We start from the raw sequence: 26,002 nt of genomic DNA, 5'->3' as shown, positions 1-26,002 counted from the left end.
GATTTGCACAAAGCTGATTTCGCCTCGCAGTCGCGCAAACGGTTGATCGCACTCACTGAATCTGGTTCAATCAAAACCGCGCTGCAGACGCGCGGTTTTCAGCGTTAACATTCTGTATATTAACGGGATTTAATTGCGACAACAGGTCGCGCCGCAAGGTCGACATAATTCCGATATCTCCTGGGCTCGAAGAGCCGAACCGCGAGTAGCTGAACGCACTCGCCGAATGTGCCGCCCCGGTGACCGCATCGACGATCTGCGGAAGCCCTAGAAATCAGCCCCCGTGGCCCCGGTCTCTCCGGGCGCCGTGGGGCGCATGCGCCGATGGTCTCCCCCGCCACGGCAAGTTGGAGTTGTACTGTCGATGAAGCACGTCGCCGAGGTCGAGGGCCAGGCCGAAACCCGTGTCCGCATGCCCACCCGTCGGGCGCTGGCCAAGCAGCAGACTCGGGCCAAGGTGCTCGCCGCCGCCCGGGAACTGTTCAGCACCCAGGGCTATGAGGGCGCGACCATCCGGGACATCGCCGCGGCTGCGGGCATGTCCACCGGGGCGGTTTTCGCCAACTTCACCGACAAGTCCGAGCTGTTCCGCGAGATCATGACCTCGGACCTGAACGCCGTACAGAGCGCCATGTCCGAGGCCGCGGCCCGAGGTCGTACGGTGGATGACGCCCTGCTCAAGGCGTTCAGCGCCGGCTACGCCTTCTATCGCGGCCAGATGCCGCTGGTCCGGGCGGCCCTTGGCTTGTCGTGGTCGTTCGAAGATGGTCAGGCGCTCCGGGCCTTGCCGGCCATGCAGGACACCATTGAGCTGTTCGCCGACCAGCTGGCCCTTGGCGTGGAGCGCGGAGAGCTGTCCCAGGAGTGCGAGATCAAGCTTCGCAGCCAGATGCTGTTCGACAACTACCTGGCCAACTACCCGCAGGCCGTATTCGGCGGCTGGAGCCTGGATGCGCTGCAGGCCCGGTCTCGCGACCAGATCCGCGTGATCCTGGCCGGGGCGCGCCGGGGCTAGGGGCGAGTCGATTGGCCTCCCCCCAGGGAAAGGCGCTTGCTACCGGGGGCCATGCCGGGTCTCCTGTCGGCGGGACGGATATCAGGACGCGCCGTCAGAGCGCGCTTGGGGGGAAATTGAATCTACGCCAGACCCAAAAGGAGGCGACCCGTCGACGCGTTCTCGACGCCGCCCGACAGCTGTTCGAGACGGTGGGGTACGAAGAGACGACAGTGCGCGAGATCGCCACCCAGGCCGGGGTGGCGGTGGGCAGCGTCTTCACCTGCTTCGCCTCCAAGGCCGAGGTGTTGAGCCAGGTGATGCTGGATCGGCTCGAAGACCTCTATGCCGAGCTTGACCGCATCACCCCGCATCTGCGGGGGTCGGTCGTGGATCGACTGTCGTCCATCTTCGCCCTGCACTATGCCTTCGAGACCCGGCGCACGCCCCTGTTCCTGGCCCACATCGCGGCGGCCTATAACTGGCGTCCCGGGTCGGATTCCGTCCCCTACGGGCGCAATCCCCGCCTCCGGGGCATGATTTACGACTGCATCGCCGATGGCCGCGCGCGAGGCGAGGTGGCGGCCGAGGCCGACATCGCCCTGATCGTCGACACCCTGATGGCCGCCTATGCCTGGAACTATCGGATGGCGGCCTGGGAACAGGCCGGGCCCGACCAGATGAGCGCTGAACTGGAACGCCAGATCGCCCTGATCGCCCGGGGCTTTGCGCCGGCTGCCGCGGCGGCCTGAGCCCGCAGCCTGAAAAGGCTCAATTGGCGCCCTCAAGCAGGCGCCGCGCGATCACCTGAGCCTGTATTTCTCCGGCGCCCTCGAAGATGTTGAGAATGCGGGCGTCGGCCAGCAGGCGGCTGATGGGTTGTTCCACCGCAAAGCCCGTTCCCCCATGAATCTGCAGGGCGTTGTCGGCGCAGGCCCAGGCGATACGGGCGGCCGTCAGCTTGGCCATGCCCGCTTCAAGATCGCAGCGGCGGCCCGCGTCCTTGGCCCGGGCCGAAAACCAGGCCAGGCGCCGGGCCCCGAGGATCTCCGCCGCCATCATGGCCAGCTTATCGGCGACCCGGGGGAAGGCGGTCAGGGGCTGGCCGAACTGGCGACGGGAGAGGCCGTAGTCCAGGGCCAGGTCCAGGGCGTTCTGGGCGACCCCGATGGCGCGAGCTGCGGTCTGAATCCGGGCAGATTCGAAGGTGGCCATGAGTTGGATAAATCCCTGACCTTCCTGTCCGCCAAGCAGCGCCGTCTCGGGGACCGCAAAGCCGTCGAAGGCGATCTCGTATTCCTTCATCCCGCGATAGCCGATGACGGCGATCTCGCCGCCGCTCATGCCGGCGGCGGGGAAGGGCTGTTCGTCCTCCCCCCGCGGCTTCTGCGCCAGGAGCATGGACAGACCCCGGTGGTCGGCGCTGTCGGGATCGGTGCGCACCAGCAGGGTCATCAGATCAGCCCGGGCGGCGTGGGTGATCCAGGTCTTGGCGCCGGTGACCTTCCAGGCGCCGTCCTGGCGCACGGCGCGGGTGCGCAGGGACGCCAGGTCCGAACCCGCCCCCGGCTCGGTAAAGACCGCCGTGGGCAGCATCGCGCCCGAGGCGATGGCTGGCAGCAGCTGCGCCTTCTGCGCATCTGTCCCATGGGCCAGGATCAGCTCGGCGGCGATCTCTGATCGAGTGCCCAGGGAACCGACGCCGATATAGCCCCGGGACAGGGCTTCAGAGACCACGCACATGGCCACCTTCCCCAGACCCGCCCCACCATAGCCTTCGGGCAAGGTCAGGCCGAACACGCCGAGGGCGGCCAGCTCCTCAATCAGGGCCAGGGGAATCAGCTCATCGCGCAGGTGCCAGCCGTGGGCGAGGGGGGCGATCTTCTCGGCGGCGAAATCGGTGAACTGCGCAAAGATCGCCTGATGCGTCTCGTCCAGGCCGCTCGTCTCGAGGGAGGGGCGCCCGCGGGCCTCGGCCAGGAGTTCGACAATGCGCTGGCGGGCCTCGGGCGTGGCGTCGGGCGCCAGGGCCGCGATGGCGGGAAAGAGCCTCGCGGGATCAAAGCCCAGATCGACGGGCCGCGCCATCTCGCCCTGGCTCATGGGCAGGCCGCCGGCGAGCTGGCTGAGATATTCATGCGCCAGCAGCAGGGCCGGCCGTGCGCTCGCCTCATCCCAGGTCCCGGCCGCCGCCAGGGCGCCCGCCCAGTCGGCGGTCTGCCGCAGGGTCTCGGCATAGGCCGCCGCCCAGGCCAGACCGTGGGCCGCCCGCTGTTCGGCGTCCAGAATGCGGCGGTCCAGTCGGCCCTCCGGCGCGATACGGGCGGCCAGGGTGATGCGGGCCTGGGCAACACAGGCCTCGGCGGCCGATGCGGCGGCCAGGAGGCGGGTGGGGGCGTCAGCCACGCGGTCGGGGGAGGGGGCGGAGGTCATGGGATCACTATAGGCCTAGCTTGCCGTGGGTCACGCCCGACCCCTATACGATGTAAGCCAAACCCTGGAGCCGCCATGATCGTCGTCCATCACCTCAACGAATCGCGCTCGCAGCGCATCCTCTGGCTGCTGGAGGAATTGGGCGTAGAGTACGAGATCAAGGCCTATGAGCGCGACGCCAAGACGCGACTCGCGCCCGACGAGCTCCGCGCCATCCATCCCCTCGGCAAGTCGCCGGTCGTCACCGATGGTGAGGCCACGGTGCACGAATCCGGCGCCATCATCGACTACATCATCCGTCATCACGGGGCGGGCAAGCTGCAGCCGGCGGTGAGCGACCCCGACTACGAGGCCTATCTGCAATGGCTGCATTACGCCGAAGGTTCGGCCATGCTGCCCCTGATGCTTCAGATGTACGTCATGCGCCTGGGGGAGGCCGGCGGGCCGCTGCATGAGCGGATCGCCAGCGAAATCGACAACCACATGTCCTATCTGGATCAAGCCCTGGCTGGGCGGGACTATCTGATGGGGCAGGCCCTGACCGGCGCCGACATCCAGACGAGCTTCGTCGGCGAGGTCGCCCGGGCCTTTGGCCTGCTGCCCAAATACCCCAATGCCGACGCCTGGCTCGACCGGCTGCACGCCCGACCCGCCTACAAGGCGGCCATTGAACGCGGCGGCCCCTACGCCCTGGGGCGGTAGGGCGTCTTCGGCCTGCGAGGACTAGAAGCGGTCCCCGAACGGGTCATCCAGCATGCCGTCGAGGAAGTCGAAGGTTGCGGCCTTGGTGAGGGCGTGGGGGATGGCGGAGAAGTGGTCACAACCGACCACCGTGATGCCTCGACCCTGCGGGAAGGCGCCCGCCAGCCCGTCAGGGTCGCCGGCGGCCTCGTCTCTCTGGCCTGCGACCACCAGAACCGGGACGTCAAGCTGGCCCATGGCCGCTGTATCCAGAGGCGGGTTGCGGGCCCCGACAAAGGCCGCCAGGGCGCGGCGGTCCTCCCCCTGTTCGTCGGCGAAGTGGCGAAAGCTGCGCAGCATGGGATGGCTGATCGTCTCGGGATCGTCCGCCAGCATGGCCTGGGCCATGGCGTCGGTCGGTGCGCCTTCGGCCCGCGGCTCCAGCAGCCGCTCGCCGACCCCTCCGAGGATCAGATGGCCGATCCGGTCAGGGGCGGCCAGGGCGGCGGCCAAGGCGGTCCGGGCGCCCATGGAGTATCCGAACAGATCCACCCGCTGCAGCCCCAGATGGTCGATCAGGGCGACAATGTCACCGCCCAGAGCCTCGCGGCCATAGTCTTGCGGATCGTAGAGCTTCTCGCTCTCGCCGTGACCGCGCTGGTCCAGAGCAATGCACCGGGTTCCCCGCCGCTCCAGGGCGGCGTACCAGCCGGTTCGCCGCCAGCCTTCCTTCCGGTTGGAGGCGAAGCCGTGGACCAGGACCATGGTCCGTAACGCCTCCCCTTGAGGGGGCAAATCGTCATAGGCGATTTCGACGCCAGAATTTCTAAATGAGGGCATTAAAGGCTCGATAACGCAGTTATTCGATTATGGCTCCGAAGCCGCCAGAGAGCGGATGACGGCAGGAGGTTCTGATGGACGAAATGCGTCCCGATCAGTCGATCGAACTCACCATGGACCGGATCGAGCGCGAGGCAAAGCGCGCGGCTCAGGCCAAGGCCGAGCAGGCGCGCTTTGGCGGGGCGCAAGACGGGCGCCTGGGGCCAGCCGCCGAGGCCGACGCCCTTGCGGCCAGGATCGCCAGTCTCATCCAGTGCCACCGGGTCCCCTACAAGCCCCGGGACTGGGCCACGGTGGCCGCCCGACCGCGGATCAATATCGTTCGTACCCAGGAGCGGGAGGCCGAGGCCAGGCAAGCCTTGCACGCCTATCAGCCGGGCTGGCTGGCTCAGCTGTTCGGGTCTGACCGCGACAAACGCCGGCAGTTGGCCGCGCGGGTCGCCGAAGCCGCCAGCGAGGATGAGCACGCCTATCGCACGGCCTGGCGCGAGGCACAGGCGCACAATGTGGAGATCGATTTCGCCTGCAAGCTCGCCGAACTGGACATGCGGACGATCAACGAGTCCCTGGCCGAGCACACCCAACTCAGCGAAGCCTACGGGGCCGTAGAGCGGTTCCGGTTCTGCTCGCCGGCCAAGGGCCAGTTCCAGGTGCAGATCGAGGCCCTGGACCTCGCCGCCATGCCAGCCGAGGAGGCCGAGCGGCTTCCGCAGGGCCGCGCGGTGTTCCGTCCGGCGCCGATCGGGAAGCGAAATCAGATGCAGGGCGCCAATGTCTGCGCCGCAGCCCTTCGTTTCGCCGTCGAGATGCTGGGATTCCTGCCTTTGGATGCGGTGGAAGTGGTGGTCCATGGAGATCTTCGAGACCCCAGGAGCGGCCTGTTCGAACGCCACCCGATCCTTCAGCTGACCCTGACCCACGCCCAGGCCGCCGCGACGCCCTTCGAGCGCGCCGAGCCCATGGCCCTGGCCGCTCAGCTGGGGGCCCGGATCAGTTGGACGATCCAAGGCGGCTTCGCCCCCATTGAGCTGGTGGGTCAGCCGGAGGCCGCCTAAGGGCTGAGGATAGTCGAGGTTAGCTCCGCCAGCGCAGACGGGTCGGCTCGACGGGATTGACGAAGGCGCGGCCTTCCCGGCGGCTCTGGGTCCATTCTCGCTTGAGCTGCTGGTACCACTTGGCCTGGCGGTCGGCGTCATCGATCCACAGCAGGCTGGGATCGTAGCGCAGGCCCTCGTTCTGCAGGTTCACCATGTCGCCGTCCTGGCGCAGGAAGGCCCGGGCCCCAGCCGCGATCAGCGGCTGCAGGAACCAGAAGGCCGGATGATCGGACCAGACGATCTGGGTGATCTTCGTCTGGCTCGCATTGAGCGGCGTCAGACAGGTGAGCGACAGCACCTGGCGCTCGCCCACCGTCACATGCTCCCAGCGCAGGCCGGGGATCTGGAACGAGATTTCGGTCAGGGGCTGGCCGCCGAGGATGGCGTAGGCCCGGCTGTTCTTGGACGGCTCGTGGCGGACCATGGCGAAGCCGGCGTCGCGGGGTTCGAAGGGCTTGGACTTTTCATGCTGGCTCTTGGCCGAGCGCCACCACCACTGCTGGTGCACATAGGGGCCGTGCGCCGGGTCCATCAGGCCCACCACGGCGTGGTCGATATGAGCGTCGAACGTCATGCGGTCGACCAGCTTGGGCTTGCCGCCAACCACGCCGGGGAAGACCGGCGGCTCGATGTCAGGTTCACCGTCGAAGCGGGGATCGGCGCTGATCCAGATGAAGACCATCCCCTGGCTCTCGCGCACCGGATATCGCCGGACCCGGATTTTGCTGACGTCCATCGCCTGGTCGGCCACCAGGGATGGAATGGCCGTGCACGCGCCGTCGAGGCCAAAGCGCCAGCCGTGATAGGGGCATTCGACGCTTTCGCGGCCGTCTGGCTCGGCGGTCAGCTTTCCGGCCGAGAGCGGCGCAGCCCGGTGGGGGCAGATGTCGCGCACCGCATAGGCCCCCCCCTTGCGGCCCCGGCCGATCAGAATCGGTTCGCCCAGGATTTCGAAGCGCTGCAGCTTGGCGGGCTTCAGGTCCGACGACAGGGCGGCGAAGTACCAGATGTCGGTGAGGAAGCCCTCACCGAATCGGGTGGATGTCGCGGTGGAGCTCTTGCTGTCGCCTTCGGCCATGGCGTCTTCTAGCGGGGCTTTGGGGGCCCCGCACCTGTCATGAGGGATGTTTGAGGAACCGGCAGGCATAGGGACCAAGGGCCAGCCCGCCGGGCAGGCTCTCACAGACCCCTGATGCGACCGGCAGCAGTTCACCGCCGGTCAGGGCGGGATGTTCGGCCCGGGCGGTCCGGGCGCTCATGTTGAAGACACAGGCGACCGTCTGTCCCTCGTGCCGGCGGAGAAAGGCCAGGACGGGCTCAGGCGTGTCCAGGAACTCGATCTCCCCGTGGGTCAGGGCGCGGGAGGCCTTCCGAAGGGCGATCATCTGGCGGGCGAAGGCCAGGGTGGACTTGGGGTCGAGTTCCTGGCGGTCAACGGCCAGGGGGCGGTGGGCCTCGGCCGCCGGCAGCCAGGCTGATCCATTGGAGAAGCCCAGATGGGCGCCCTCGGCCTGCCAGGGCATGGGGGTCCGCGCCCCATCCCGGCCCTTGGCGATAGGCCAGTAGAGGTCGCCGACGGGATCGCGCAGCTCGCCGCGGGACAGCTCGGCCTCCGGCAGCCCAAGTTCCTCGCCCTGATAGAGCAGGATGGTGCCCCGCAGGGCCATCAGGAGGGCCAGCATGAGCCTGGCCATGGGCGGCCCCGCCTCTGGTCCGCCGAAGCGGGTGAGCGTGCGCGCCACGTCATGGTTGCAGAAGGAGATGGTCGGCCAGTGGCCAGGGTGGGCGCCCAGGGTCTGGTAGTGATCCTTGAACACCTGGGCGGCCATCCGGCGGGCCTTGAGCAGGACGAAGGTATAGGCCGAATGCAGCCCCTCATCGGGGGCGCAATAGGCGCCGCAGCGTTCTTCTTCCTCCGAGAACTCCCCGAACACGAAGCGGTCGCCGCCGTGGGCCTCCACCCGGCGGCGGACCTCGTCCAGCAGCGGGATGTTCTCCGGCAGGTTGGAGTCGAACAGGTGTCGCTGCATGTCACTGGCATGGCCCCAGTCGGACCGGGTTCGCTCCCCCGGTGGAATGGGCGGATTGTCGGTCAAGGCTGCGTCGTGGAGAAAGGCGTTGGCCACATCCAGACGGAAGCCGTCCGCGCCCCGGGCGAGCCAGGTGTCCAGGACCTTCAGGGCGGCTTCCTTGGCGCCTGGCTGGCGCCAGTTCAACTTGGGCTGCTGGCGCAGAAACTTGTGGTGATAGTGCTGGCGGCGCGCCGGCTGATAGGCCCAGGCCGGGCCGCCGAAGACGCTGAGCCAGTTGTTGGGCGCGGTCCCATCATCGGCGGGATCGGCCCAGACATACCAGTCGGCCTTGTCGCCGTCGGCCCCCTCGTCGCGGCTGGCGGCGAACCAGGGGTGCTCATCGGAGGTGTGCGACAGCACCTCGTCCAGCAGCACCTTCATGCCCAGGGCGTGGGCGGCCTTGGTCAGAGCCTGGAAGTCGGCGACCGAGCCGTAGTCGGGGTGGACGTCGTCATAGTCGGCGACGTCATAGCCCCAGTCGCGATTGGGCGAAGGGTGGATGGGGGAGAGCCAGATCGCATCGACCCCGAGGCTCTTCAGATAGTCCAGCTTGGCCATGACGCCCGCAAGGTCGCCGTGGCCGTCGCCGTCGCTGTCGAAAAAGCTGCGGACGTAGATGTGGTAGACCACCGCCCCCTTCCACCAGGGCGCCATGTCAGACCGCCGTCGCGTTCTCGATGACCTTCGAGACCAGCCCGTACTCGACGGCCTTCTCGGCGTTCATCCAGAAGTTACGCTCGGTGTCGGTGACCACCTTTTCATAGGGCTGGCCGGTTTCGCGGGCGATGATGCGGTTGACCCGCTCGCGCATCTTCACGATCTCCTGGGCTTCGATCTGAATATCCGAAGCCTGGCCCCGCACGCCGCCCATGGGCTGATGCAGCAGGAACCGGGTGTTGGGCAGGCAGAAGCGGTTTTCCTTGGTGGCGCCCAGGAAGATGTGCGCGCCGGCGCTGGCCACCCAGCCGGTGCCGATGACCTTCACCTGCGGACCGCAGTAGCGGATCATGTCGTGGACGGTGTCGCCGCTTTCGACGTGGCCGCCGGGGGAATTGACGAAGACCTTGATGTCGCCCTTGCCGTCCGAGGCCAGGGCCAGAAGCTGGGCCGAGACGCGCTCGGCCAGCCGCATGTCGATCTCGCCGAAGATGAGGACCGTACGCGACTTGAACAGGGCGTTCTGCACCGGCCCGGCGCTCATCGGCATGTCGGGAAGGCGGCCCTTTTCGTCGTCGTCTTCATCTTCGAGACGGAAACCCATTACGCTCTCCTAGATTCATCAGTGGGGCGGAACGTGCGACTTGCAGCGCCTCGCCGCAAGGGGTCAGCGCGCCGCTGTCGCGATCAGCCGCGCATAGAACTGCACCATTCGTTCCAGATTGGGCAGGGTCATCCGCTCATCCACGCCGTGGATCATGGCGGTCTCGGCCATGCTCAGCGTGATCGGCTGGAAGCGATAGGTGTCCTGGGCCACCTCGGCGAGGAAGCGGCTGTCGGTGCCGGCGGTCACCAGGCCAGGCGCCACGGGGGCGCCGGTGACCTCGGCGGCCAGGGCGGCGATCACCTTCCAGCCCTCTGAATCGGTGGAAGACACCGCCGAAGGCTCCTGCGGCGGCCGGGCCCAGGCGAACTCCACGGGGAGGTCGCCTACGGCGGCCCTGGCCCGTTCCAGGACATCTTCGGAGGTGTCGCCAGGCGCGATGCGGTAGTTGATCCAGGCCCTGGCGTCCCGGGGCAGGACATTCTCCTTCGGACTGCCCTGCAGCATGGTCGGAGCGATGGTGGTGTGCAGGAGGGCCGCGCCGGCCGGCGTGGCGGCCATCTGTCGGACAATCAAAGGCTCGGTGGCCCAGGTGTTGGCGAGCGCCGCACGCATGGGCAGGCCTGCCCCTGCGCCCAGCACATGCAGCATGTCGGCGCCCGGCCCCTGGAGGCGCATGGGGAAGGGGCTGTCGGTGATCTCGGTCACCGCCCGCGCGAGGGTTGAGACCCCAGTCTGTGGGGGCGGGGCTGAGGAGTGGCCGCCTTCAGACGGCGCGGTCACCACCAGGGTGGCGTAGCCCTTCTCCGCCACCCCGATCAGGGCTGCGGGTCCGCCGGTCAGGGGATTATCGGCGACCACCAGCAGGCCCTCGTCGAGCACGAACTGAGCCGACACGCCGCGGGACTTCAGCAGGGCGTTGGCGGCCGGCGCTCCGTCGCCGCCGACCTCTTCGTTGTGGCCACTGACCAGAATCACTGTGCGTCGGGGCTGGAAGCCCGCCGCCGCCAGGGTCTCCACCGCTTCAAACAGCCCGATCAGGGAGCCCTTGTCGTCGATGGCCCCGCGACCCCAGACCGCCCCGTCGGCGATGACGCCGGCAAAAGGTGGATGGGTCCAGCCGTCTGCGGCCTCGGCCGGGACTACATCCTGGTGGGCCATGAGCACGATGGGGTCCAGGGCCGGGTCGGCGCCGGTCCAGGTGTAGACCAAGGTGTGACCGGCGATCACATCGCGGGACATGACGGCGTGGGCGCGGGGATAGGTGGCCAGCAGCCAGGCATGCAGGCGGTCCCACTCGGCCAGCTCATTGTCGGCGGCGTCCTGGTGGCTGACCGTCTGGAAGGTGATCGCCTGGGACAGTCGTCCGGCTGCAGCTTGCAGGTCAAAAACCGCCGCCGGGGCCAGTTCCAGATCAGTGGCGGCGACAAGGGCCGGGGGCTCGTAGAGGGCGGTGCGCACCCCCACGACCGCCACGAGCGCCACTGCGGCCACCCCCACGCCCATCGCCGCCTTGCTCAGGATTCCCATGGCCGTCCCCCTCAAGATAGCGCGACCATAGTGGGCCACGGGCGAATTGGGAGCCGTTTTCCCGCCGCCCTGGTGAACCTGCGCCATTCCCGGCCGTTGGTCAGACCGTGACGCGTCCTCCCTGGCTCCCTCCGCTCAAGCCGGCCTCGGCCGAGGCCCTGGCCTTTGGCGGCCTCTGGGCCTTTCTGCTCGACATGAGCCTTCTGGCCATTGGGCTCGTCTGGGCCATCGACGCCTTTGCCCCGCCGCAGGACCTGCCCTGGAAGCCGCTGGCCCTGAGCGACCCTCCTGGCCTTGCGACGGTGGTGAAGTTCCAGCGCGCGGCCTCTGACCCGGCGCTTTGTCGTGAGGTCCTGGCCGCCGGCGGGATCGCGTTCACCGAGGAGCCGGACCGGGTCGCCGGAACCTGTCCGCTGACCAATACGGTGCGCCTCCGCGATGGGGTGACGCCCCTGGCGCCGGCCGCGCCGGTCATGACCTGTCCGCTCGCCCTTTCCTACGCCTTCTGGGACCGCCACGTCCTGGGGCCGGCGACACAGGCCGTGATGGAGACCGACGTCGCCCGGGTGGAGCACTACGGGGTCTTCGCCTGCCGTAATGTCTATGGCCGCAGCGAGGGCCGGGTCAGCGAGCATGCCAGCGCCAACGCCCTGGACGTGGCCGCCATCGTGCTGGAGGACGGGCGACGGCTCTCCGTACTGGGCGACTTCAATGACGCCGATGACGGTGGAACCCTGATGCGGGCCATCCGCACCGGCGCCTGCGACTATTTCCGCTCGGTCCTCAGCCCAGACTACAATGCCGCCCACGCCGATCATCTGCATCTGGACTATGGGCGTTTCGGCATCTGTCGATAGCCAAGCCTTGAGGCGGCCCTCGCCATGTGTGGCCTCAGCCTGGCGCGGCGGCTAAGGTCGCCTCCAGTTCAGGGCGTCCTCCCAAAGGTTCATGGCCGGCTATCGCGCACCCCGTCATCCACAGGTCGAACACCATGCGCGACGCCAGACCCTGGTGGCCCGGCTGGTGGGCCTGTCGATCCTGTGGGTGCTGGTGGCGATTCTGGTCCTTGTGGCCGAGCGCGCCATCCCAGACGAGCATCTGCCCTGGAAGCCGCTCAGCGTCATTGATCCGGTGGGGGCCGCCACCAAGGCCAAGGCCGCCCGCACCGGCCAGGACGCCGCGGCCTGCCGGGCGGTCCTGGCCAAGGGCGGACTGACCTATCAGATCGCGCCTGAGACCGAGGACGGCTTCTGTTCGGTGAAGGACGCCATCCAGTTCACCGGCGGCATGGCGCCCCTTGTGCCGGCCGATGCGGTGATGACCTGCAAGCAGGCCCTGGCCGTGGCGATCTGGGAGCGTCAGGTGGTGCAGACCGCCGCCTTCGAGACCCTCGGCCAGGCTGTGGTGGCGGTAGAGCACTTCGGCTCCTTCTCCTGCCGGCGGATCTATGGACAGCAGGCGGGGCCGCCCAGCGAGCACGCCAGCGCCAACGCCCTGGACGTTTCCGGCTTCCGGCTGGCGGATGGCCAGGTGGTGCGGCTCAAGGACCATTGGGATGACCCCGGCCCCAAGGGCGTCTTCCTGCGACAGGTCCGGGACGGGGCCTGCAAGGTGTTCCTGACCACCCTCTCGCCGGACTATAACGACGCCCACCTGGACCACTTCCACCTGGACATGGGCGGACGCCCGCTCTGCGCCTGAAGCCGCCGCAGCCGGCTTGACCCAGCGTCGGGGGGCGCCGCAAATGGCGGCCATTCAAACAAGCATTTCATTTGGGGAAGACGCGCCATGGAACTGTTCGATCTCACCGGCAAGGTGGCGGTGATCACCGGATCGTCGCGGGGCATCGGCAAGGCCATCGCCGAGCGCATGGCCGATCATGGCGCCAAGGTGGTGATCTCCTCGCGCAAGGCCGGACCCTGTGACGAGGTGGCTGCGGCCATCAACGAAAAGCACCCGGGCGCCGCCATCGCCGTGCCGGCTTCGATCTCCTCGAAGGAAGATCTTCAGCGGCTGGTGGATGAGACCAACAAGGCCTTCGGCAAGATCGACATCGTCGTCTGCAACGCCGCCACAAACCCCTATTTTGGTCCGATGGCCGGGATTGGGGACGACGCCTTCCGCAAGATCCTCGACAACAACATCATCGCCAACAACTGGCTGATCCAGATGGCCGCGCCGCAGATGCGCGAGCGCCGCGACGGGGCGGTGATCATCATCTCGTCCATCGGCGGCCTGCGCGGCTCCACCGGCATCGGCGCCTACAACATCTCCAAGGCCGCTGACTTCCAGCTGGCCCGCAACCTGGCCGTCGAGTTCGGCCCGGACAATATCCGCGTCAACTGCATCGCGCCGGGCCTGGTCAAGACCGACTTCGCCAAGGCCCTCTGGGACACCCCCGAAGCCGAGAAGCGCTCCAGCGCCAACAATCCCCTGCGTCGCCTCGGCGAGCCCGACGACATCGCCGGCGCGGCGGTCTTCCTGGCCTCCAAGGCCGGCGGCTGGATGACCGGCCAGGCCATCGTGGTCGACGGCGGCGCCACCTGCTGAGCATGAGCGTTCCGGCCTTCGCATTTTCGCCAGCGAAGGCCGAGGACCTTCCGGCCCTGACCGAGCTGCGTCTGGCTGTGATGGCCGAGAGCTTCAACCGCATCGGCCGCTTCAATCCCGAGCGGGCGCGGGCCTGGTTCGCCGACACCTACCGCCCCGAAACCACCCGGCTGCTCCATGTGGGCGGGGAGATGGCCGGCTGCGTCGCCTTCCATGAGGTCGAGGCCGGCGTCCTGAAACTGGAGCACTTCTACCTCGCCCCCCGCTGGCAGGGCCGGGGCCTGGGCACGGCCATCCTGGACAGTCTTCTGGCCGAGGCGGACGCTGCTGGCGCGCGGGTGATCCTGACGGTGCTGCGCCAGAGCGACGCCCAGCGCCTTTACGACCGGCGGGGCTTCGTGGTCACCGGTCACGACGATCTCGACGTCTATATGGCGCGGCCTGCCAGATCCTGAGCCGAAAGATCCCGGGCTCTGGCCAGGCTGAGCGCGCCCTCTTCCAGGGTGGCGTCGGCCTTGGCGAAGCACAGGCGCAGGATGGTGGTCACCGGATCAGCCTCGTAGAGGGCCGACACCGGGATGGTGGCGACACCGGCCTGGGTCACCGCCAGGCGGGCGAAGTCGCGATCGCCCATTTCGACGCCCGAGGCGGCCAGATCAACATTGAGGAAGTAGGTCCCCTGGGAGGGCAGGACCGCAAATCCCTCCCGGGTCAGGGCGCTGGCCAGGCGCTGCTGGCTGGCGGCGAGGCGGGCTGGCATCTGCTTCCACCAATCGTCCATCGACTCCAGGCCAAAGGCGACGGCGACCTGCAGGTTGGGGGGCGTCGTGAAGGTCAGGAACTGGTGGGCCTTGGCCAGGTGCCGGGCCAGGGGCGCTGCGGCGCAGGCAAAGCCCACCTTCCAGCCGGTGAGGCCGAACATCTTGCCGGCCGAGCCGATCTTCACGCAGCGCTCAGCCATGCCCGGGAAGCCCATCAGGGGGCGGTGGACGGCGGGGCTGAACACGACCTGTTCCCAAACCTCGTCGCAGATGGCGATCAGGTCGTGGGCCACGCAGATCTCGGCCAGCAGGGCGAGGTCGGCGTCCGGGACCACGACGCCGGTGGGATTGACCGGATTGTTCAGCACCACAAAGCGGGTCCTGGGCGTGATCGCCGCTTCCAGCATGGACTTCGTGAACCGCCAGTCGGGCGGGGAAAGCGAGACCAGCCTGGGCGCGCCGCCAGCGCGGCGGATCAGCGGCAGATAGGCGTCATAGAAGGGCTGGAAGACGATCACCTCGTCACCAGGCTCGATCAGGGCCAGGAAGGCGGCCGCCAGGGCCTCGGTGGCGCCGGACGTGATCACCACCTCGGCGGCGGGGTCGAAGTCCAGCCCCTGGGTGCGGTGGTAATGGGCGGCGACGGCGGCCCGTAGCTCGGGAAGGCCGGCCATGGGCGGATACTGGTTGTAGCCGTCCATCACCGCCTCGGCGGCCTTGCGGCGCAGGGCCTCAGGCCCTGGGTTGTCCGGAAAGCCCTGGCCGAGATTTATCGCCCCATGCGCCCGCGCCAATCCGCTCATCTCCTCGAAGATGGTGGTCGGCAGGGCGGCGAAGGTGGCGTCGGGCATGGGACGATCCTAGCCGCCTCTTCCTGCCCTGTCTGGACCCGGTCTGGCCTTAGGTTTCCTTGACGCGCTTCTTGCGGAAGCTCGGGTTCAGGACCTTCTTGCGCAGGCGGATGTTCTTGGGCGTCACCTCGACCAGTTCGTCTTCCTCGATATAGGCGATGGCCTGTTCGAGAGTCAGCCGGCGCGGCGGGGTCAGGCGGATGCTCTCATCCTTGCCCGAGGCCCGGACGTTGGTGAGCTGCTTGGCCTTCATCGGGTTGACGTCCAGGTCGTCGGCCCGGGCGTTCTCACCGATGATCATGCCCTGATAGGTCTTCTCGCCGGCGCCGACGAACATCGTGCCGCGGTCTTCCAGGTTCCACAGGGCGAAAGCGGCGGTCTCGCCGTCGGAATTGGCCACCAGCACGCCCTTTCGACCGGCGTCGATGGCGCCCTTGTAGGGCTCATAGTGGCTGAACACGCGGTTCAGCACGCCCGAGCCGCGGGTGTCGGTGAGGAACTCGCCCTGATAGCCGATCAGCGAGCGGGACGGGGCCATCAGGCTGATCCGCGTCTTGCCGGCGCCGGACGGGCCCATGTCTTTCAGCTCAGCCTTGCGGGCCGACAGCTTCTCGATGACGATCCCGGAGAACTCGTCATCCACGTCGATCATCACCTCTTCGATGGGCTCCAGACGCTCACCAGTCTCCGGGTCGGTCTGGAAGACCACCCGGGGGCGACTGATGGACACCTCGAAGCCCTCCCGGCGCATGCCTTCGATCAGCACGCCCAGTTGCAGTTCGCCACGGCCGGCGACCTCGTAGGCGTCCTTCTCGGCCGTTTCGGTGACGCGGATGGCGACGTTGGACTCCGCCTCCTTCAGCAGGCGCGCGGCGATGACGCGGCTTTGCACCTTGTCGCCCTCGCGGCCGGCCAGGGGGCTGTCATTCACTGAGACGGTCATGGAGATGGTCGGCGGATCAATGGGCTGGGCCGGCAGGGCCTCAGTCACGTCCAGCGCGCAGAGGGTGTCAGCCACGGTAGCCTTGGAAAGGCCTGCAATGGCGACGATATCGCCGGCTTCGGCGTCATCGATGGGCTGGCGCTTCAGGCCGCGGAAGGCGAGAACCTTGGTGATGCGGCCGCGCTCGATCTCCTTGCCGTCCCGCGACAGGGCCTTGATGGCCAGACCCGGCACGGCCTTGCCCGACTCGATGCGGCCGGTCAGCAGGCGGCCGAGGAAGGGGTCGCTTTCGATCAGCACCGAGAGAATCTGGAAGGGCTCGTCGGCCCGGGCCACGGCCTTGGGCTCGGGTACGTGCTCGACGATCAGGTCGAACAGCGGCCCAAGGTTGTCATTGGGCTGGGACATGTCGAGCGTCGCCCAGCCGTTCTTGCCCGAGGCGTAGATGTGCGGGAAGTCGAGCTGCTCATCGCTGGCGCCAATAGCCGCGAAGAGATCGAAAGCGTCATTCAGAATGCGGTCGGGATCGGCGTGGGGCCGGTCGACCTTGTTCAGGCAGAGGATCGGCTTCAGGCCCATCTTCAGGGCCTTGCCGAGGACGAACTTGGTCTGGGGCATGACGCCCTCTTCGGCGTCCACCAGCAGGACGCAACCGTCCACCATGCCCAGGATCCGTTCGACCTCGCCGCCGAAGTCGGCGTGGCCAGGGGTATCGATGATGTTGATCCGGGTCTCGCCGGCCTTGCCGTTCCAAAGCACGCTGGTGCACTTGGCCAGGATGGTGATCCCGCGCTCGCGCTCCTGGTCATTGGAGTCCATGGCGCGCTCGACGGTCGCCTCATTGGCTCGGAACACGCCCGACTGGGCGAGAAGCTGGTCGACGAGGGTCGTCTTACCGTGGTCAACGTGGGCGATGATGGCGATGTTGCGCAGCGACATGGGAAACCTTTTCCGGAAGCGGCGGCTTTTAGGGGACAAGACGCCCCACGGCTAGCGCGAACTGGTGACAGTCCCCCATGAAGGGGTAGGCGACTTGTGCGCTGCAGCACGAAATCTTGCGTGATCGCGGGGCATCATCGCGTTGTAAAGCCTATAGAAAGCCGCCTTCCAGACCATCCGTTCGCACTTGCGACATTTTATCCCTTGTTCTTTTGTGCGCCGCACCGTAGATTTTGACCGTGAGGCGTCTCCGGACGTCTCTGCCCTTCCTGGGCGTTTCCTCCCTAATGAACTGGCCGCGCTTTCGAGCGCGGCCTTTTTTTTGGCCACAGGAGGGGCCTGTTCAGAGCCGCCTAGACCAGTCCTGCGCGGTCAGGGCTGCGGTCAGGGTGGCGATGTCGGCCTTCAGTCGGGCGAAGTCGGCTGTCGGCGACAGGGTCTCCTCGTCGAGATAGAGCGCCCGGTTCAGCTCGATCTGCAGGGCGTGGACCCGGCGGGCGGGACGGCCGTAGTGTTCGGTGGTGTAGCCGCCGGCATAGGGGGTGTTTCGCACCACCCGGTATCCGCGGGCCTCCAGCTCCACCTCGGCCAGCCGCGTCAGGCTGTTGGCGCAGGCTGCGCCGAACCGGTCCCCCAGCACCATGTCGCAACCGCCGGCCCCGGCCGCCCTGGCGGCGGCGGAGGGCATGGAGTGCCAGTCCACAAGGATGGCGATCCCGTGAGCGGCCTGGGCCTCGGCGATCAGCTGGGACAAGGCGGCGTGATAGGGCCGGTGCGCCCCGTCGATCCGGCCCTGGGCTTCGGCGAAGGTCAGCTTGCGGGCGTAGATCTCCTGGCCCTCGGAGACCACCTTGGCGATGGCCCCCAGGCCCGCCGCCACCCGGGCGGTGCGGCTGCGGGCGAAGTCCGGCAACTCATCGACGAACATCCCCGGGTCGAGCTCAAAGGCGTCCCGGTTCACATCTATATAGGCGCGCGCATAGTTGGCGATGATCAGGGCCGCCCCGGCCTGAGGCGCATCCTCGACCAGCTGATCGACAAAGGCGTCCTCCGAACGGCGGATCGCCTGGGCGTCCAGGGTGGTCGCCGACATCATGTCGTCCGGATAGAGCCGGCCGGAGTGGGGCGAGGCGAAGATCACCGGGGTCGGCGGCGGCGCGCCCAGGCTCGCGGCCCGGCGCACCAGGAACCCAGCCGGCGCAAGGGTGGCAGGCTCGGCGACGTCAAGGGGCTCGACCGCGGACATGGCGCGCATATGACGATGCGCCGGACCCGGGGTCAAACGGACCCTTGGTCAAACGGACCGTGCGGTTCATCGGGGATTTACAAAGCAGCCCCTATGGTCGCGTCTATGAAAGACGACGCCCTGGAAGCGCCCATGCCCCGTATCCTTCTCGCCGAGGACGACGACTCCCTGCGCGGCTTCCTGGCCCGCGCCCTGGAGCGCGCCGGCTTCGAAGTGCGCGCCTGCGCCGACGGAGAGGAGGCGGCCTCGGTCCTGGACCAGGATTGGGACCTGCTGCTCACCGACATCGTCATGCCCGGCATGGACGGGATCGAGGTGGCCCGCCTGGCGGCCGCCCGCAATCCGTCCCTGCGGATCATGTTCATCACCGGCTTCGCCGCCGTGGCTCTGGCGGCGGGCGACTCCGCGCCGGCTGGCGCCAAGGTGCTGTCCAAGCCGATCCACCTGCGCGAGATCGTCGCCGAGGTTGAACGGATGATGGCCGCCTGAAAAACCGGCGGCCGGCGGAGGCCTGGGCGCTTGCGCCGGGCCCGTCCCGCCGCTATACCGCCGCCCTTCCCGCCCCTGACGGGGTCCGGTCTGGACGCGTAGCTCAGCGGGAGAGCACCTCGTTGACATCGAGGGGGTCACAGGTTCAATCCCTGTCGCGTCCACCATTCCTTCCCAAAGATTGCCCGTCCCAGAGACTGCGCAGGCGCCCGCCGCGAGGCTGGCCTCTTGACAGGCGGGCTGCTAGCTTCTGGCTATGATCCTCGCTTCGCACAGCGCCAATTGCTCCTATCGTCCCTTCCGGGGTCGCAAGGACGTTCGCCTGCGCGCTTAGCGCTCGATCTTTCCCGACCCCCGCCGCAAGGCCGGGGTCGACTGTCCTCGGATCCTGCGGCCTTTGACCCTGGAGATGAGACGTGATTCCCCCTGACCCTATGCCGCCGACGCAACGCCCGGAGCGCCTGGAGACCGAGCGCCTGATCCTGCGGGATTTCCGGCTGGAGGACACTGAGGCGGTGCATGCCTATGGGTCCGACCCCGAAGTCACGCAGTACATGCCCTGGGGGCCCAACCGTCCCGAGGACACGGCCGCCTTCATAGCCCGCGCTTTGGAACAGAAAACGACCTGGCCCCGGCTCGAATTGGGGCTGGCTCTGGAGCTCAAGAGCGAGGCCCAGGTGGTGGGCGCCATCGCCCTGCATCTGCGTGACCTGCGCCATTCCACGATGGAGATCGGCTATGTGCTGCGTCGCGACCTCTGGGGCAAGGGCCTGGTCAGTGAGGCGGCCAGGGCCCTGATGGCCATGGGCTTCGAACAACTCGGCCTGCATCGCATCACCGCGGCCTGCGACGTTCGCAACGTCGGATCCTATCGAGTGATGGAGAAGCTTGGCATGCGACGGGAGGGTCTGTTGCGGCAGGATCGTCAACTGAGAGGCGAGTGGCGCGACACCCTCATCTACGGACTCCTGGCCGAGGAGTGGGGCGCCGGGCCGATCATCCAGCCCCCTGAGCGTGATTCGGCGGAATGATTCCGCGCGCCCTACGGAAGCCGTCGTGGGGGCTGACGCGCCGCCCCGGGCCTCCTTTATAGAAACTGCGGTATTGTCAAAAAGGGTGCGGGGTGGTCAGCGTTACACCGCGGGAGCGGGCTGCCCTTGGGGAAGGTTGGCGGCATTTTTGCGGCCAAATGTAACCTGAAACCAGGCCTTCTCCCCGACTCTCGAAGGCGAGGTATGCTCGCGCCCCCTTAAGCCATAAGGGTTTGACGGCAAAAACTTGCATACCGGTCAAATAGTCTGGATATGTCTCTGCGTTGAAAAAATTCTGGCGCTTTTGCGAAAGGCGCCGGATGATCATTTTTGCTCACGGGTCAAAATCCCCATTCCATAAGGGGATCGGCGCCAAGAGGGGGAAGGAAACCAATGTTGAAACGTACCTATTTCTGCGGCGGCTCGGTCATGGCCGTCGCACTGGCCATGGGAGCCGCCGGTTCGGCCGCAGCCCAGGCCCAGGCCACAGTGGTCGAGGAAGTCGTCGTCACCGGCTCGTTCATCGCCGGAACGCCGGAAGATGCGGCCTTGCCCGTGGACGTCCTTGGCGCGGCTGAGCTGGAACGGCAGGGCTCGCCCAGCATCGTTCAGCTGGTCAAGACGATCAGCGCCTCACAGTCGGCCCTTGGCGAAAGCAACCGCTATAACGGCGGCGCTGGCACGGCGACCATCAATCTTCGCGGGCTTGGTTCGTCGCGCACCCTGGTGCTGATGAACGGCCGGCGTCTGGCTGACTCGACCCAAGCCGCCTTCCAGGGCGGTGGTCAGGATCTGGGCTTCGTGCCCACGGCCGCCATCGGTCGGGTCGAAATCCTGAAGGACGGCGCGGCGGCGACCTACGGCTCCGACGCGGTCGGCGGCGTGGTCAACTTCATCACCCGCAAAGACCTGGACGGTTTCGAGGTCAGCGGCGACTACATGTTCATCGACGGGTCGGATGGGGACTACACCCTCGACCTCGCCTGGGGTTCGATCTTCGACCGGGGCAACGTCCTGGTCACCGCCGGCTACCGCCACCGCTCGCGCCTGGACATCAATGAGCGCGACTGGGCCCGCACGCCCATGGACGCCGTCTACTACGGTGGCTGGTCCGGCTCCTCGAACCCGGGCTACTACGGCACGCCCGGCGGCACGACCTTCTTCCGGGACAACGGTTGTAACGAGTTGGGCGGCCAGCTGACCGCCGGCGTGGTGCCCACAAGCAACACCGCCACCGGCAGCGTCTGTCGCTTCCAGTTCTCGGCCTTCAACGATCTGGTGAACGAGGAAGACCACTACCAGCTCTACAGCGAGCTGAACTTCGACGTCACCGACGACATCACCTTCCATGGTGAAGTGGCCTGGAAGCGCAGTGATGTGCCGAACCAGCGCCTGTCGCCGGCCAACCTGACGACCCAGTTCCCGACGCCGCGCACGGCGGGGGGCACCTCCGGTTCGACGGCGGTTCCTGGCTTCAACGGTCAGGTGCCGTACTTCGTGCCCGCGACCCATCCGGGCCTGATCGACCTTCGCACCCAATGCGCGGCTCCGCTCTCGGCGGCTCAGTGCGCCGCCATGGGCGGCGGTGTGACCATGGCGAAGGCCTTCTGGCGCGCCATCGCCCACGCCGGCCATCCGACCAATCCGGACGGCGCCGACTACCAGGACATCCAGAACAACTCGTTCCGGATCTCCGGCGGCTTCAAGGGTCAGTTTGACAACGGCATCGGCTGGGACGCGGCCCTGACCTATATGGAGGTCGAGTCCACGGTCGTGACCAACGACCTGCTGGTGAACCGTATCCAGCACGCCCTCAATGGTCTTGGCGGCCCTGGCTGTAATCCGGCTACCGGCACGCCCGGAGTCGGCGCCTGCCAGTACTTCAACCCCTTCACCAACAGCATCGCGGTCAGCGCGGTGAACGACGCCGCCAACCCCTACTACCGCGGCGGCGCCAACCCGGCTGTTCTGAACAACCCGGCCCTGGTGGAGTGGCTCTACGGCACCTACACCAACGTCAACACCAACAATCTGCTGGTTGCTGACCTGGTGTTCAACGGTCAAACCGGGATTGAACTCGGTGGGGGCGCAGTCGCCTGGGCGGCCGGCGGTCAGTTCCGCTACAGCCGCTCAAGGGAAGATTGGGAGAACCTCGGCGACGTCCGGGCGACCCCATGCGTCGACTCCATTGATGACGGCCTGCCGATTTGCTCCGATCCGGTCGGTCCGTTCGTCTTCTTCGGCGCCCAGGAAGACCTGGACGTTGATCGCGACGTCGAGGCCATCTTCGCCGAAGTCCGCCTGCCCTTCACCGATGACTTCGAAGTCAGCGGCGCCATCCGTCACGAAGTGTTCGGCGGTCAAGTGGGTTCCACCACCAACCCGAAGATCTCCGCACGCTGGCAGGCCATGGACTGGCTGGCCTTCCGCGCTTCGGCGGGCACCACCTTCCGGGCTCCAGGCCAGGCTGCGGTCTCGCCCGGTAGCAGCAAGGGTGTGTCAAACATCGGTGGCAGCTATCGCGCGGTCGTGACCAACAACAATCCGGGCCTGCAACCGGAAACCGCCAAAACCTACAACGTCGGCGTCATGCTCAATACGGGCGCCTTCAAGGCTTCGCTGGATTACTTCAAGTTCGATTTCGAGGACGAACTTGTTCTCGAGCCGACCCAGGCCATCTATGACTCGCTGAACTGCTCCAATGCGGCGATCGTGGCTCGCTTCATCTTCGACGGCGCCTGCGCGCCGGCGAACGTGATCAATGTGAGCCGCTTCGTCGTCAACGGTCCGGCGACCAAGACATCGGGGCTCGACTTCAAGGCCCAGTATGACTTCGACGACTTCTTCGGCACCGACATGGTCGACGCCCGGGTCTCGATGGGCTTGGACGGCACCTACCTGCTGACCTACGACCGCAGTGACTTCACCCTGTTTGGGGCGGACAATGTGGTCATCCAGCGGGCTCAGGACCGTGTCGGCCGTCACGAACTGACTGGGGAGTTCTATTAATACCCCCGTCTTCGGGCGACCGGCTTCGTCAACGTCAATGGCGGCAACTGGAATCTCCGCTACTCGCTCCAGTATCGGGAAGGCACCGAGCAGATTGGTCTGCCTTGCCCGGCCAGCGGCGCCAGCGCCGCCTGCCGTTATGATCGCGCCTCGGCGACCTTCATCAATGTCGGCAAGAGCGATGACTTCTGGCAGCATGATCTGAACGCTCAGATTGAACTGCCTTGGAACACTACGGTCAACGCAGGCATCCAGAACCTCCTGGATACCGATCCGCCCTTCGTTCAGTCGATGTACAACTACGACTACACGAACGGCAATCCGCTCGGCCGGACCTTCAAGATCGGCGTCAAGCAGCGCTTCTAGGGCGCTGTACTACGGCCCGGCGGCTCGCCGCCGGGTTCGTGACCTTCATCGGCGTCGCCCTGGGCGGCGCCGATTTTCTTTGCGGGTCAGTGCAGCCGAAGGCTCAAAGCCAAGGGCTCTCAGGGCCGGCTGCCGCGGGGCAGGGCCTCGGCCTCTGCCGGCGTCAGCCTGCGCACGGCGCGCACCAGGCACCGCTGCTCCCCCAGGGGGCCAGGTGAGATGATTGTCGCATCGGCCCCTCGGCAGACGCTGGAGCCCGATCGCGAGACCACGGCCAGTTGCTGGGCCCAGTCCATGTCCGGGCAGGGGGAGAACATCCGCATCTCGTAAACATCGCGCACCCCCACTCGGAGATAGAGGGTCTCATTGTCTGGGGCGCTGAAGCCATTGACGCTACGGGTAAAGAAGCACTCCCGGGCAGATGTGGCTGCCTGCACAGGGTTGCTGCCGCCTGGATTTGGGGCGCAGGCCGCCAGGGCGGTCGCGCCCAGGGTCAGGACCAAGATCAGCGCGCGCATGGACAGCTCCATCTTCCCAGATCGCATCAAGATTGAGCGGAGATCATGGCCTCAATCAGGCCGGCCCGCACCCCGCCGCAGAGCGCGGCGCCGAAAGCGGTCGGGATCAACCAGACCCGCCATCTCGGCAGGCAGAGGCGAGGCTGATCGGGTCATTTCAGCGGCGACGTGCTCGGCCAGCAAGGGCGCCAGGCAAAAGCCACGGGACCCGAGCCCCGATAGAACGTACAGCCCTGCCGGTCCGACGGGCCCGGCCACGGGTAGCCGGTCAGGGGTCACCGCCCGCACAGAGGCGCGCCCTGACACCGGCTGCGCCTGGGCCGCGGCGGCCAGAGACGGGAGGGTCTGCGCCAGGACCTGAAGATTGCGCTGGTGGTCGGCCGACCGGACGTCATCGAGGATCTCGTCCCGGTCATGGGTGGCGCCAAACACCAGGCCCTCCGGCGCGGTCGCTACATAGCCGCCCCAGGCCATCGCGCGGGCGCTGAGGCCCCCGACCACTGAAATCTGCCCGCGAACGGGCGCCAGAGGAAGGTCGGGCGTCAGGCGCGCGGCGCCCTGGCCTGCGCAAACCACCACCGCATCCCCGGTCCAGAGGGTGTCGCCCTCAGGGCCCATGACCCTCCAGCCGCCGTCGATCGGTTGAAGGCTGGCGCACGTCACTCTGCGAACCGGGCCAAGCCAAGCCTCCAGGATCGCGGCCGGCCGAACCACCTGGGCGCGCATCTGCTTTAATCCCTCGCCCACGGGTTCGCCGGCCCAGTCTGAAGCCTCACGGGGTTCAGCCAGATGCAGGTCGTCTCGCTCAAAGAGGTCGGACCCGGCAATCTTCTCGAACCTTGCGGGGTCCCGGGGCTGATGGGCGAGCTGGAGAACGCCCTCGTCTAGAACGGCGCCAGGGATCTGGGCGTAGAGCTGGCCTGCCCGATCCAGCGCCTGGGCGAACAGTCCAGCCAGGGGACCAAGGGCGCCATCCAGGCGGGGCGTCACCAGAGCCGCCGGATTGCCGGAGGCCCCGGCGCCAGGGCCCTGCGCATCGAGGACCTCGACCTCGGCCCCCAGGCGCCGCAGGGCCCGCGACATGGCGGCTCCAGCGACCCCTGCGCCGATGATCGCCACCCGGGGCGCGGGGGGCTCCGTGACCACGACGTCCGGTCGCCAGGCTTCCAGTCGTTCGCGCTTGCGTCCGTGCCCGGGCCGTTTTGCGACCTCTAGCCCAGCCGCCTGGAGACCCCGCCGTACGCCCCCCGCCACGGTGAAGGTGGCCAGCCGCCCCCCTGGTGCGGTCCTCGCCGCCACCTGCGCCAGAATGTCATCGCGCCACATGTCGGGGTTCAGAGCGGGCGAGAAGCCATCCAGGAACCAGGCGTCGGCCTGGCCGGTCCAGGCGCTCAAGGCCACATCGGCGGGCATCACCGCTACGTCCAATGTCGCTTTCAGCTCCGGCAGATCGACCCGATGAAAGCCGCGGCGGCGACCGGGCCACCGAGCCGTCAGCAGGGCGGTCAGATCGGCGAGTTCCGGCCATGCCGCCAGGATCTCAGCGGCCTCGACGGCCTCAATCGGGTGGGCCTCAACGGTGAATATCTGCAGACGCCCCGCTGGGGGGCCAGTCCGCCGCCAGAGGTCCAGCAGGGCCAGAACATTGAGTCCCGAACCAAAGCCGAGTTCGCCGACCGTGAAGGCGCGCCGCCCGGCCCATCGGTCGGGCAAGCCGCAACCCTGGAGAAAGACAGTCCGGGCTTCGGCCAGTCCATCTTCGACAGAAAAGTAGACATCGCCGTAGAGCCGCGAGCGCGGCTGGCCCTGGGCGTCCAGGATGAGCGGGGATCCGGCGTGGGGCTTGTCAGGGGACGGCGCGGTCATCAGGACCAATGGCGCCGCGCGGGTGCGGCTGGCAACAGCGCGCAAAGCAAAAGGGCCGCCCCGGAGGACGGCCCTTCATCGAAAACGCCGAGGCGTTCGCGAATGGCTTATTGAGCCGGGGCTTCAGCCGGGGCTGCGACCGTGGCGTCAGCGGCAGGCGCCATGGCGGCGTCGGCAGCGGCTTCACCAGCGGCGTCAGCAGCGGCGTCGGCGGTCGCGGCGGCGTCAACGGCCGTGTCGGCGGCGGCTTCGGCGGTCGCGGCTTCAGTGGTGGCTTCAGCGGCGGCTTCGTCGGCGGTTTCGGCGGGCTGGCCGCAGGCGGCGACGGAGAGGGCGGCGACGGCGGCGCCGGCCACGAGCAGCTTGCGAAGAATTTCGGAGGTCATGTCCCTGGTCCCCTGGAATGGAGGTTGATTGCGCCTGGCGCGGCTGCCGCTACGGGCCCGGAGGCCAAAAGCTTCAGCATCGCTGCGCAGTGCAGGAATATGCCGGTGTTCGCCTTCGGAGCAAGCGCCAAATCACGCC

23 protein-coding genes and 1 tRNA gene are annotated in these 26,002 nt (G+C 67.4%); 12 read left to right on the top strand and 12 right to left on the bottom strand.

Going from position 1 to position 26,002, the window contains the following annotated elements:
* The first annotated feature begins 364 nt into the window (after positions 1 to 364).
* Together Q8K84_RS09450 and Q8K84_RS09445 are read left to right on the top strand one after the other, a co-directional pair.
* Positions 365 to 1,015, top strand: coding sequence for a TetR/AcrR family transcriptional regulator (locus Q8K84_RS09450; RefSeq protein ID WP_305282391.1), 651 nt, complete (start codon positions 365 to 367; stop codon positions 1,013 to 1,015).
* A gap of 116 nt (positions 1,016 to 1,131) precedes the next feature.
* Complete coding sequence (locus Q8K84_RS09445; RefSeq protein ID WP_305282390.1) at positions 1,132 to 1,746, top strand: TetR/AcrR family transcriptional regulator; 615 nt, start codon at positions 1,132 to 1,134, stop codon at positions 1,744 to 1,746.
* A gap of 19 nt (positions 1,747 to 1,765) precedes the next feature.
* On the opposite strand, the gene Q8K84_RS09440 is transcribed toward Q8K84_RS09445, so the two are convergent.
* Positions 1,766 to 3,427, bottom strand: a complete 1,662-nt coding sequence (locus Q8K84_RS09440) for an acyl-CoA dehydrogenase family protein (RefSeq protein WP_305282389.1) — start codon at positions 3,425 to 3,427, stop codon at positions 1,766 to 1,768.
* Positions 3,428 to 3,502: 75 nt separating this feature from the next.
* Here Q8K84_RS09440 and Q8K84_RS09435 point away from each other — a divergent pair, with 75 nt between their 5' ends.
* Positions 3,503 to 4,129 carry a glutathione S-transferase family protein gene (locus Q8K84_RS09435; RefSeq protein ID WP_305282388.1) on the top strand — a complete coding sequence of 209 codons (627 nt, stop codon included), beginning with the start codon at positions 3,503 to 3,505 and terminating at the stop codon, positions 4,127 to 4,129.
* A 21-nt stretch (positions 4,130 to 4,150) separates the two neighbouring features.
* Here the strand turns inward: Q8K84_RS09435 and Q8K84_RS09430 are convergent, their stop codons facing one another.
* The gene (locus tag Q8K84_RS09430) at positions 4,151 to 4,873 is read right to left on the bottom strand and encodes an alpha/beta fold hydrolase (protein ID WP_305282387.1); all 723 of its coding nucleotides are present in this window, start codon (positions 4,871 to 4,873) and stop codon (positions 4,151 to 4,153) included.
* Positions 4,874 to 5,022: 149 nt separating this feature from the next.
* Here Q8K84_RS09430 and Q8K84_RS09425 point away from each other — a divergent pair, with 149 nt between their 5' ends.
* Entirely contained in the window at positions 5,023 to 6,003 is a 981-nt protein-coding gene (locus Q8K84_RS09425; protein ID WP_305282386.1) for a hypothetical protein, read from the top strand.
* A gap of 19 nt (positions 6,004 to 6,022) precedes the next feature.
* On the opposite strand, the gene Q8K84_RS09420 is transcribed toward Q8K84_RS09425, so the two are convergent.
* The 4 genes from Q8K84_RS09420 to Q8K84_RS09405 form a co-directional block, all read right to left on the bottom strand.
* Positions 6,023 to 7,123, bottom strand: coding sequence for an aromatic ring-hydroxylating dioxygenase subunit alpha (locus Q8K84_RS09420; RefSeq protein ID WP_305282385.1), 1,101 nt, complete (start codon positions 7,121 to 7,123; stop codon positions 6,023 to 6,025).
* Between the two features lie 37 nt (positions 7,124 to 7,160).
* Positions 7,161 to 8,771: an alpha-amylase family glycosyl hydrolase gene (locus Q8K84_RS09415; protein ID WP_305282384.1), complete on the bottom strand. Its 1,611-nt coding sequence runs from the start codon at positions 8,769 to 8,771 to the stop codon at positions 7,161 to 7,163.
* Position 8,772: 1 nt separating this feature from the next.
* Positions 8,773 to 9,378 carry an ATP-dependent Clp protease proteolytic subunit gene (locus tag Q8K84_RS09410; RefSeq protein WP_305282383.1) on the bottom strand — a complete coding sequence of 202 codons (606 nt, stop codon included), beginning with the start codon at positions 9,376 to 9,378 and terminating at the stop codon, positions 8,773 to 8,775.
* Positions 9,379 to 9,441: 63 nt separating this feature from the next.
* Positions 9,442 to 10,908, bottom strand: coding sequence for a M20 family peptidase (locus Q8K84_RS09405; protein ID WP_305282382.1), 1,467 nt, complete (start codon positions 10,906 to 10,908; stop codon positions 9,442 to 9,444).
* 107 nt (positions 10,909 to 11,015) lie between these two features.
* Between Q8K84_RS09405 and Q8K84_RS09400 the strand changes: the two genes are divergently transcribed.
* The 4 genes from Q8K84_RS09400 (at position 11,016) to Q8K84_RS09385 (ending at position 13,913) form a co-directional block, all read left to right on the top strand.
* The gene (locus Q8K84_RS09400; RefSeq protein WP_305282381.1) at positions 11,016 to 11,765 is read left to right on the top strand and encodes an extensin family protein; all 750 of its coding nucleotides are present in this window, start codon (positions 11,016 to 11,018) and stop codon (positions 11,763 to 11,765) included.
* A gap of 91 nt (positions 11,766 to 11,856) precedes the next feature.
* Complete coding sequence (locus Q8K84_RS09395; RefSeq protein WP_305282380.1) at positions 11,857 to 12,609, top strand: extensin family protein; 753 nt, start codon at positions 11,857 to 11,859, stop codon at positions 12,607 to 12,609.
* 87 nt (positions 12,610 to 12,696) lie between these two features.
* Positions 12,697 to 13,458 (top strand): SDR family oxidoreductase, encoded by a 762-nt coding sequence (locus Q8K84_RS09390; protein WP_305282379.1) that lies wholly within the window; start codon positions 12,697 to 12,699, stop codon positions 13,456 to 13,458.
* A gap of 2 nt (positions 13,459 to 13,460) precedes the next feature.
* On the top strand, positions 13,461 to 13,913 hold the full coding sequence (locus tag Q8K84_RS09385) for a GNAT family N-acetyltransferase (protein ID WP_305282378.1): 453 nt from the start codon (positions 13,461 to 13,463) through the stop codon (positions 13,911 to 13,913).
* On the opposite strand, the gene Q8K84_RS09380 is transcribed toward Q8K84_RS09385, so the two are convergent.
* The 3 genes from Q8K84_RS09380 to Q8K84_RS09370 form a co-directional block, all read right to left on the bottom strand.
* Positions 13,886 to 15,070 (bottom strand): aminotransferase, encoded by a 1,185-nt coding sequence (locus tag Q8K84_RS09380; protein ID WP_305282377.1) that lies wholly within the window; start codon positions 15,068 to 15,070, stop codon positions 13,886 to 13,888. The genes Q8K84_RS09385 and Q8K84_RS09380 overlap by 28 nt on opposite strands.
* A gap of 49 nt (positions 15,071 to 15,119) precedes the next feature.
* Complete coding sequence (typA, locus tag Q8K84_RS09375; RefSeq protein ID WP_305282376.1) at positions 15,120 to 16,952, bottom strand: translational GTPase TypA; 1,833 nt, start codon at positions 16,950 to 16,952, stop codon at positions 15,120 to 15,122.
* A gap of 343 nt (positions 16,953 to 17,295) precedes the next feature.
* Positions 17,296 to 18,198 (bottom strand): N-formylglutamate amidohydrolase, encoded by a 903-nt coding sequence (locus tag Q8K84_RS09370; RefSeq protein ID WP_305282475.1) that lies wholly within the window; start codon positions 18,196 to 18,198, stop codon positions 17,296 to 17,298.
* Positions 18,199 to 18,330: 132 nt separating this feature from the next.
* On the opposite strand from Q8K84_RS09370, the gene Q8K84_RS09365 reads away from it, so the two are divergent.
* The 4 genes from Q8K84_RS09365 to Q8K84_RS09350 all read left to right on the top strand — a co-directional run bounded on the left by Q8K84_RS09365 (position 18,331) and on the right by Q8K84_RS09350 (position 22,727).
* Complete coding sequence (locus Q8K84_RS09365) at positions 18,331 to 18,687, top strand: response regulator (protein ID WP_305282375.1); 357 nt, start codon at positions 18,331 to 18,333, stop codon at positions 18,685 to 18,687.
* A gap of 92 nt (positions 18,688 to 18,779) precedes the next feature.
* A tRNA-Val gene (locus Q8K84_RS09360) sits at positions 18,780 to 18,854 on the top strand.
* Between the two features lie 249 nt (positions 18,855 to 19,103).
* The gene (locus tag Q8K84_RS09355; protein WP_305282374.1) at positions 19,104 to 19,718 is read left to right on the top strand and encodes a GNAT family N-acetyltransferase; all 615 of its coding nucleotides are present in this window, start codon (positions 19,104 to 19,106) and stop codon (positions 19,716 to 19,718) included.
* A gap of 396 nt (positions 19,719 to 20,114) precedes the next feature.
* Entirely contained in the window at positions 20,115 to 22,727 is a 2,613-nt protein-coding gene (locus tag Q8K84_RS09350; protein WP_370867857.1) for a TonB-dependent receptor plug domain-containing protein, read from the top strand.
* A gap of 485 nt (positions 22,728 to 23,212) precedes the next feature.
* Here Q8K84_RS09350 and Q8K84_RS09345 read toward each other — a convergent pair whose 3' ends face one another.
* The 3 genes from Q8K84_RS09345 to Q8K84_RS09335 form a co-directional block, all read right to left on the bottom strand.
* Positions 23,213 to 23,611: a DUF6491 family protein gene (locus Q8K84_RS09345; protein WP_305282373.1), complete on the bottom strand. Its 399-nt coding sequence runs from the start codon at positions 23,609 to 23,611 to the stop codon at positions 23,213 to 23,215.
* A 51-nt stretch (positions 23,612 to 23,662) separates the two neighbouring features.
* The gene (gene mnmD, locus Q8K84_RS09340; RefSeq protein WP_305282372.1) at positions 23,663 to 25,477 is read right to left on the bottom strand and encodes a tRNA (5-methylaminomethyl-2-thiouridine)(34)-methyltransferase MnmD; all 1,815 of its coding nucleotides are present in this window, start codon (positions 25,475 to 25,477) and stop codon (positions 23,663 to 23,665) included.
* Between the two features lie 107 nt (positions 25,478 to 25,584).
* On the bottom strand, positions 25,585 to 25,863 hold the full coding sequence (locus tag Q8K84_RS09335) for a hypothetical protein (RefSeq protein ID WP_305282371.1): 279 nt from the start codon (positions 25,861 to 25,863) through the stop codon (positions 25,585 to 25,587).
* Positions 25,864 to 26,002 lie beyond the last annotated feature (139 nt).

Origin of the sequence: Phenylobacterium sp. (assembly GCF_030679875.1) — a bacterium.
Lineage (GTDB): Bacteria > Pseudomonadota > Alphaproteobacteria > Caulobacterales > Caulobacteraceae > Phenylobacterium.
Note: the sequence above shows the minus strand (reverse complement) of the source record. Positions and strands in the feature narration are given on the sequence as shown.

Excerpts from the sequence above, each read along its gene's own strand:
- Q8K84_RS09435 (WP_305282388.1), top strand. The coding sequence starts at position 3,503 with ATGATCGTCGTCCATCACCTCAACGAATCGCGCTCGCAGCGCATCCTC.
- Q8K84_RS09415 (WP_305282384.1), bottom strand. The coding sequence starts at position 8,771 with ATGGCGCCCTGGTGGAAGGGGGCGGTGGTCTACCACATCTACGTCCGC.
- Q8K84_RS09385 (WP_305282378.1), top strand. The coding sequence starts at position 13,461 with ATGAGCGTTCCGGCCTTCGCATTTTCGCCAGCGAAGGCCGAGGACCTT.
- Q8K84_RS09420 (WP_305282385.1), bottom strand. The coding sequence starts at position 7,123 with ATGGCCGAAGGCGACAGCAAGAGCTCCACCGCGACATCCACCCGATTC.
- Q8K84_RS09335 (WP_305282371.1), bottom strand. The coding sequence starts at position 25,863 with ATGACCTCCGAAATTCTTCGCAAGCTGCTCGTGGCCGGCGCCGCCGTC.
- mnmD (WP_305282372.1), bottom strand. The coding sequence starts at position 25,477 with ATGACCGCGCCGTCCCCTGACAAGCCCCACGCCGGATCCCCGCTCATC.
- Q8K84_RS09405 (WP_305282382.1), bottom strand. The coding sequence starts at position 10,908 with ATGGGAATCCTGAGCAAGGCGGCGATGGGCGTGGGGGTGGCCGCAGTG.
- Q8K84_RS09410 (WP_305282383.1), bottom strand. The coding sequence starts at position 9,378 with ATGGGTTTCCGTCTCGAAGATGAAGACGACGACGAAAAGGGCCGCCTT.
- Q8K84_RS09440 (WP_305282389.1), bottom strand. The coding sequence starts at position 3,427 with ATGACCTCCGCCCCCTCCCCCGACCGCGTGGCTGACGCCCCCACCCGC.
- typA (WP_305282376.1), bottom strand. The coding sequence starts at position 16,952 with ATGTCGCTGCGCAACATCGCCATCATCGCCCACGTTGACCACGGTAAG.
- Q8K84_RS09390 (WP_305282379.1), top strand. The coding sequence starts at position 12,697 with ATGGAACTGTTCGATCTCACCGGCAAGGTGGCGGTGATCACCGGATCG.
- Q8K84_RS09345 (WP_305282373.1), bottom strand. The coding sequence starts at position 23,611 with ATGCGCGCGCTGATCTTGGTCCTGACCCTGGGCGCGACCGCCCTGGCG.
- Q8K84_RS09450 (WP_305282391.1), top strand. The coding sequence starts at position 365 with ATGAAGCACGTCGCCGAGGTCGAGGGCCAGGCCGAAACCCGTGTCCGC.
- Q8K84_RS09425 (WP_305282386.1), top strand. The coding sequence starts at position 5,023 with ATGGACGAAATGCGTCCCGATCAGTCGATCGAACTCACCATGGACCGG.
- Q8K84_RS09365 (WP_305282375.1), top strand. The coding sequence starts at position 18,331 with ATGCCCCGTATCCTTCTCGCCGAGGACGACGACTCCCTGCGCGGCTTC.
- Q8K84_RS09430 (WP_305282387.1), bottom strand. The coding sequence starts at position 4,873 with ATGGTCCTGGTCCACGGCTTCGCCTCCAACCGGAAGGAAGGCTGGCGG.
- Q8K84_RS09395 (WP_305282380.1), top strand. The coding sequence starts at position 11,857 with ATGGCCGGCTATCGCGCACCCCGTCATCCACAGGTCGAACACCATGCG.
- Q8K84_RS09380 (WP_305282377.1), bottom strand. The coding sequence starts at position 15,070 with ATGCCCGACGCCACCTTCGCCGCCCTGCCGACCACCATCTTCGAGGAG.
- Q8K84_RS09370 (WP_305282475.1), bottom strand. The coding sequence starts at position 18,198 with ATGTCCGCGGTCGAGCCCCTTGACGTCGCCGAGCCTGCCACCCTTGCG.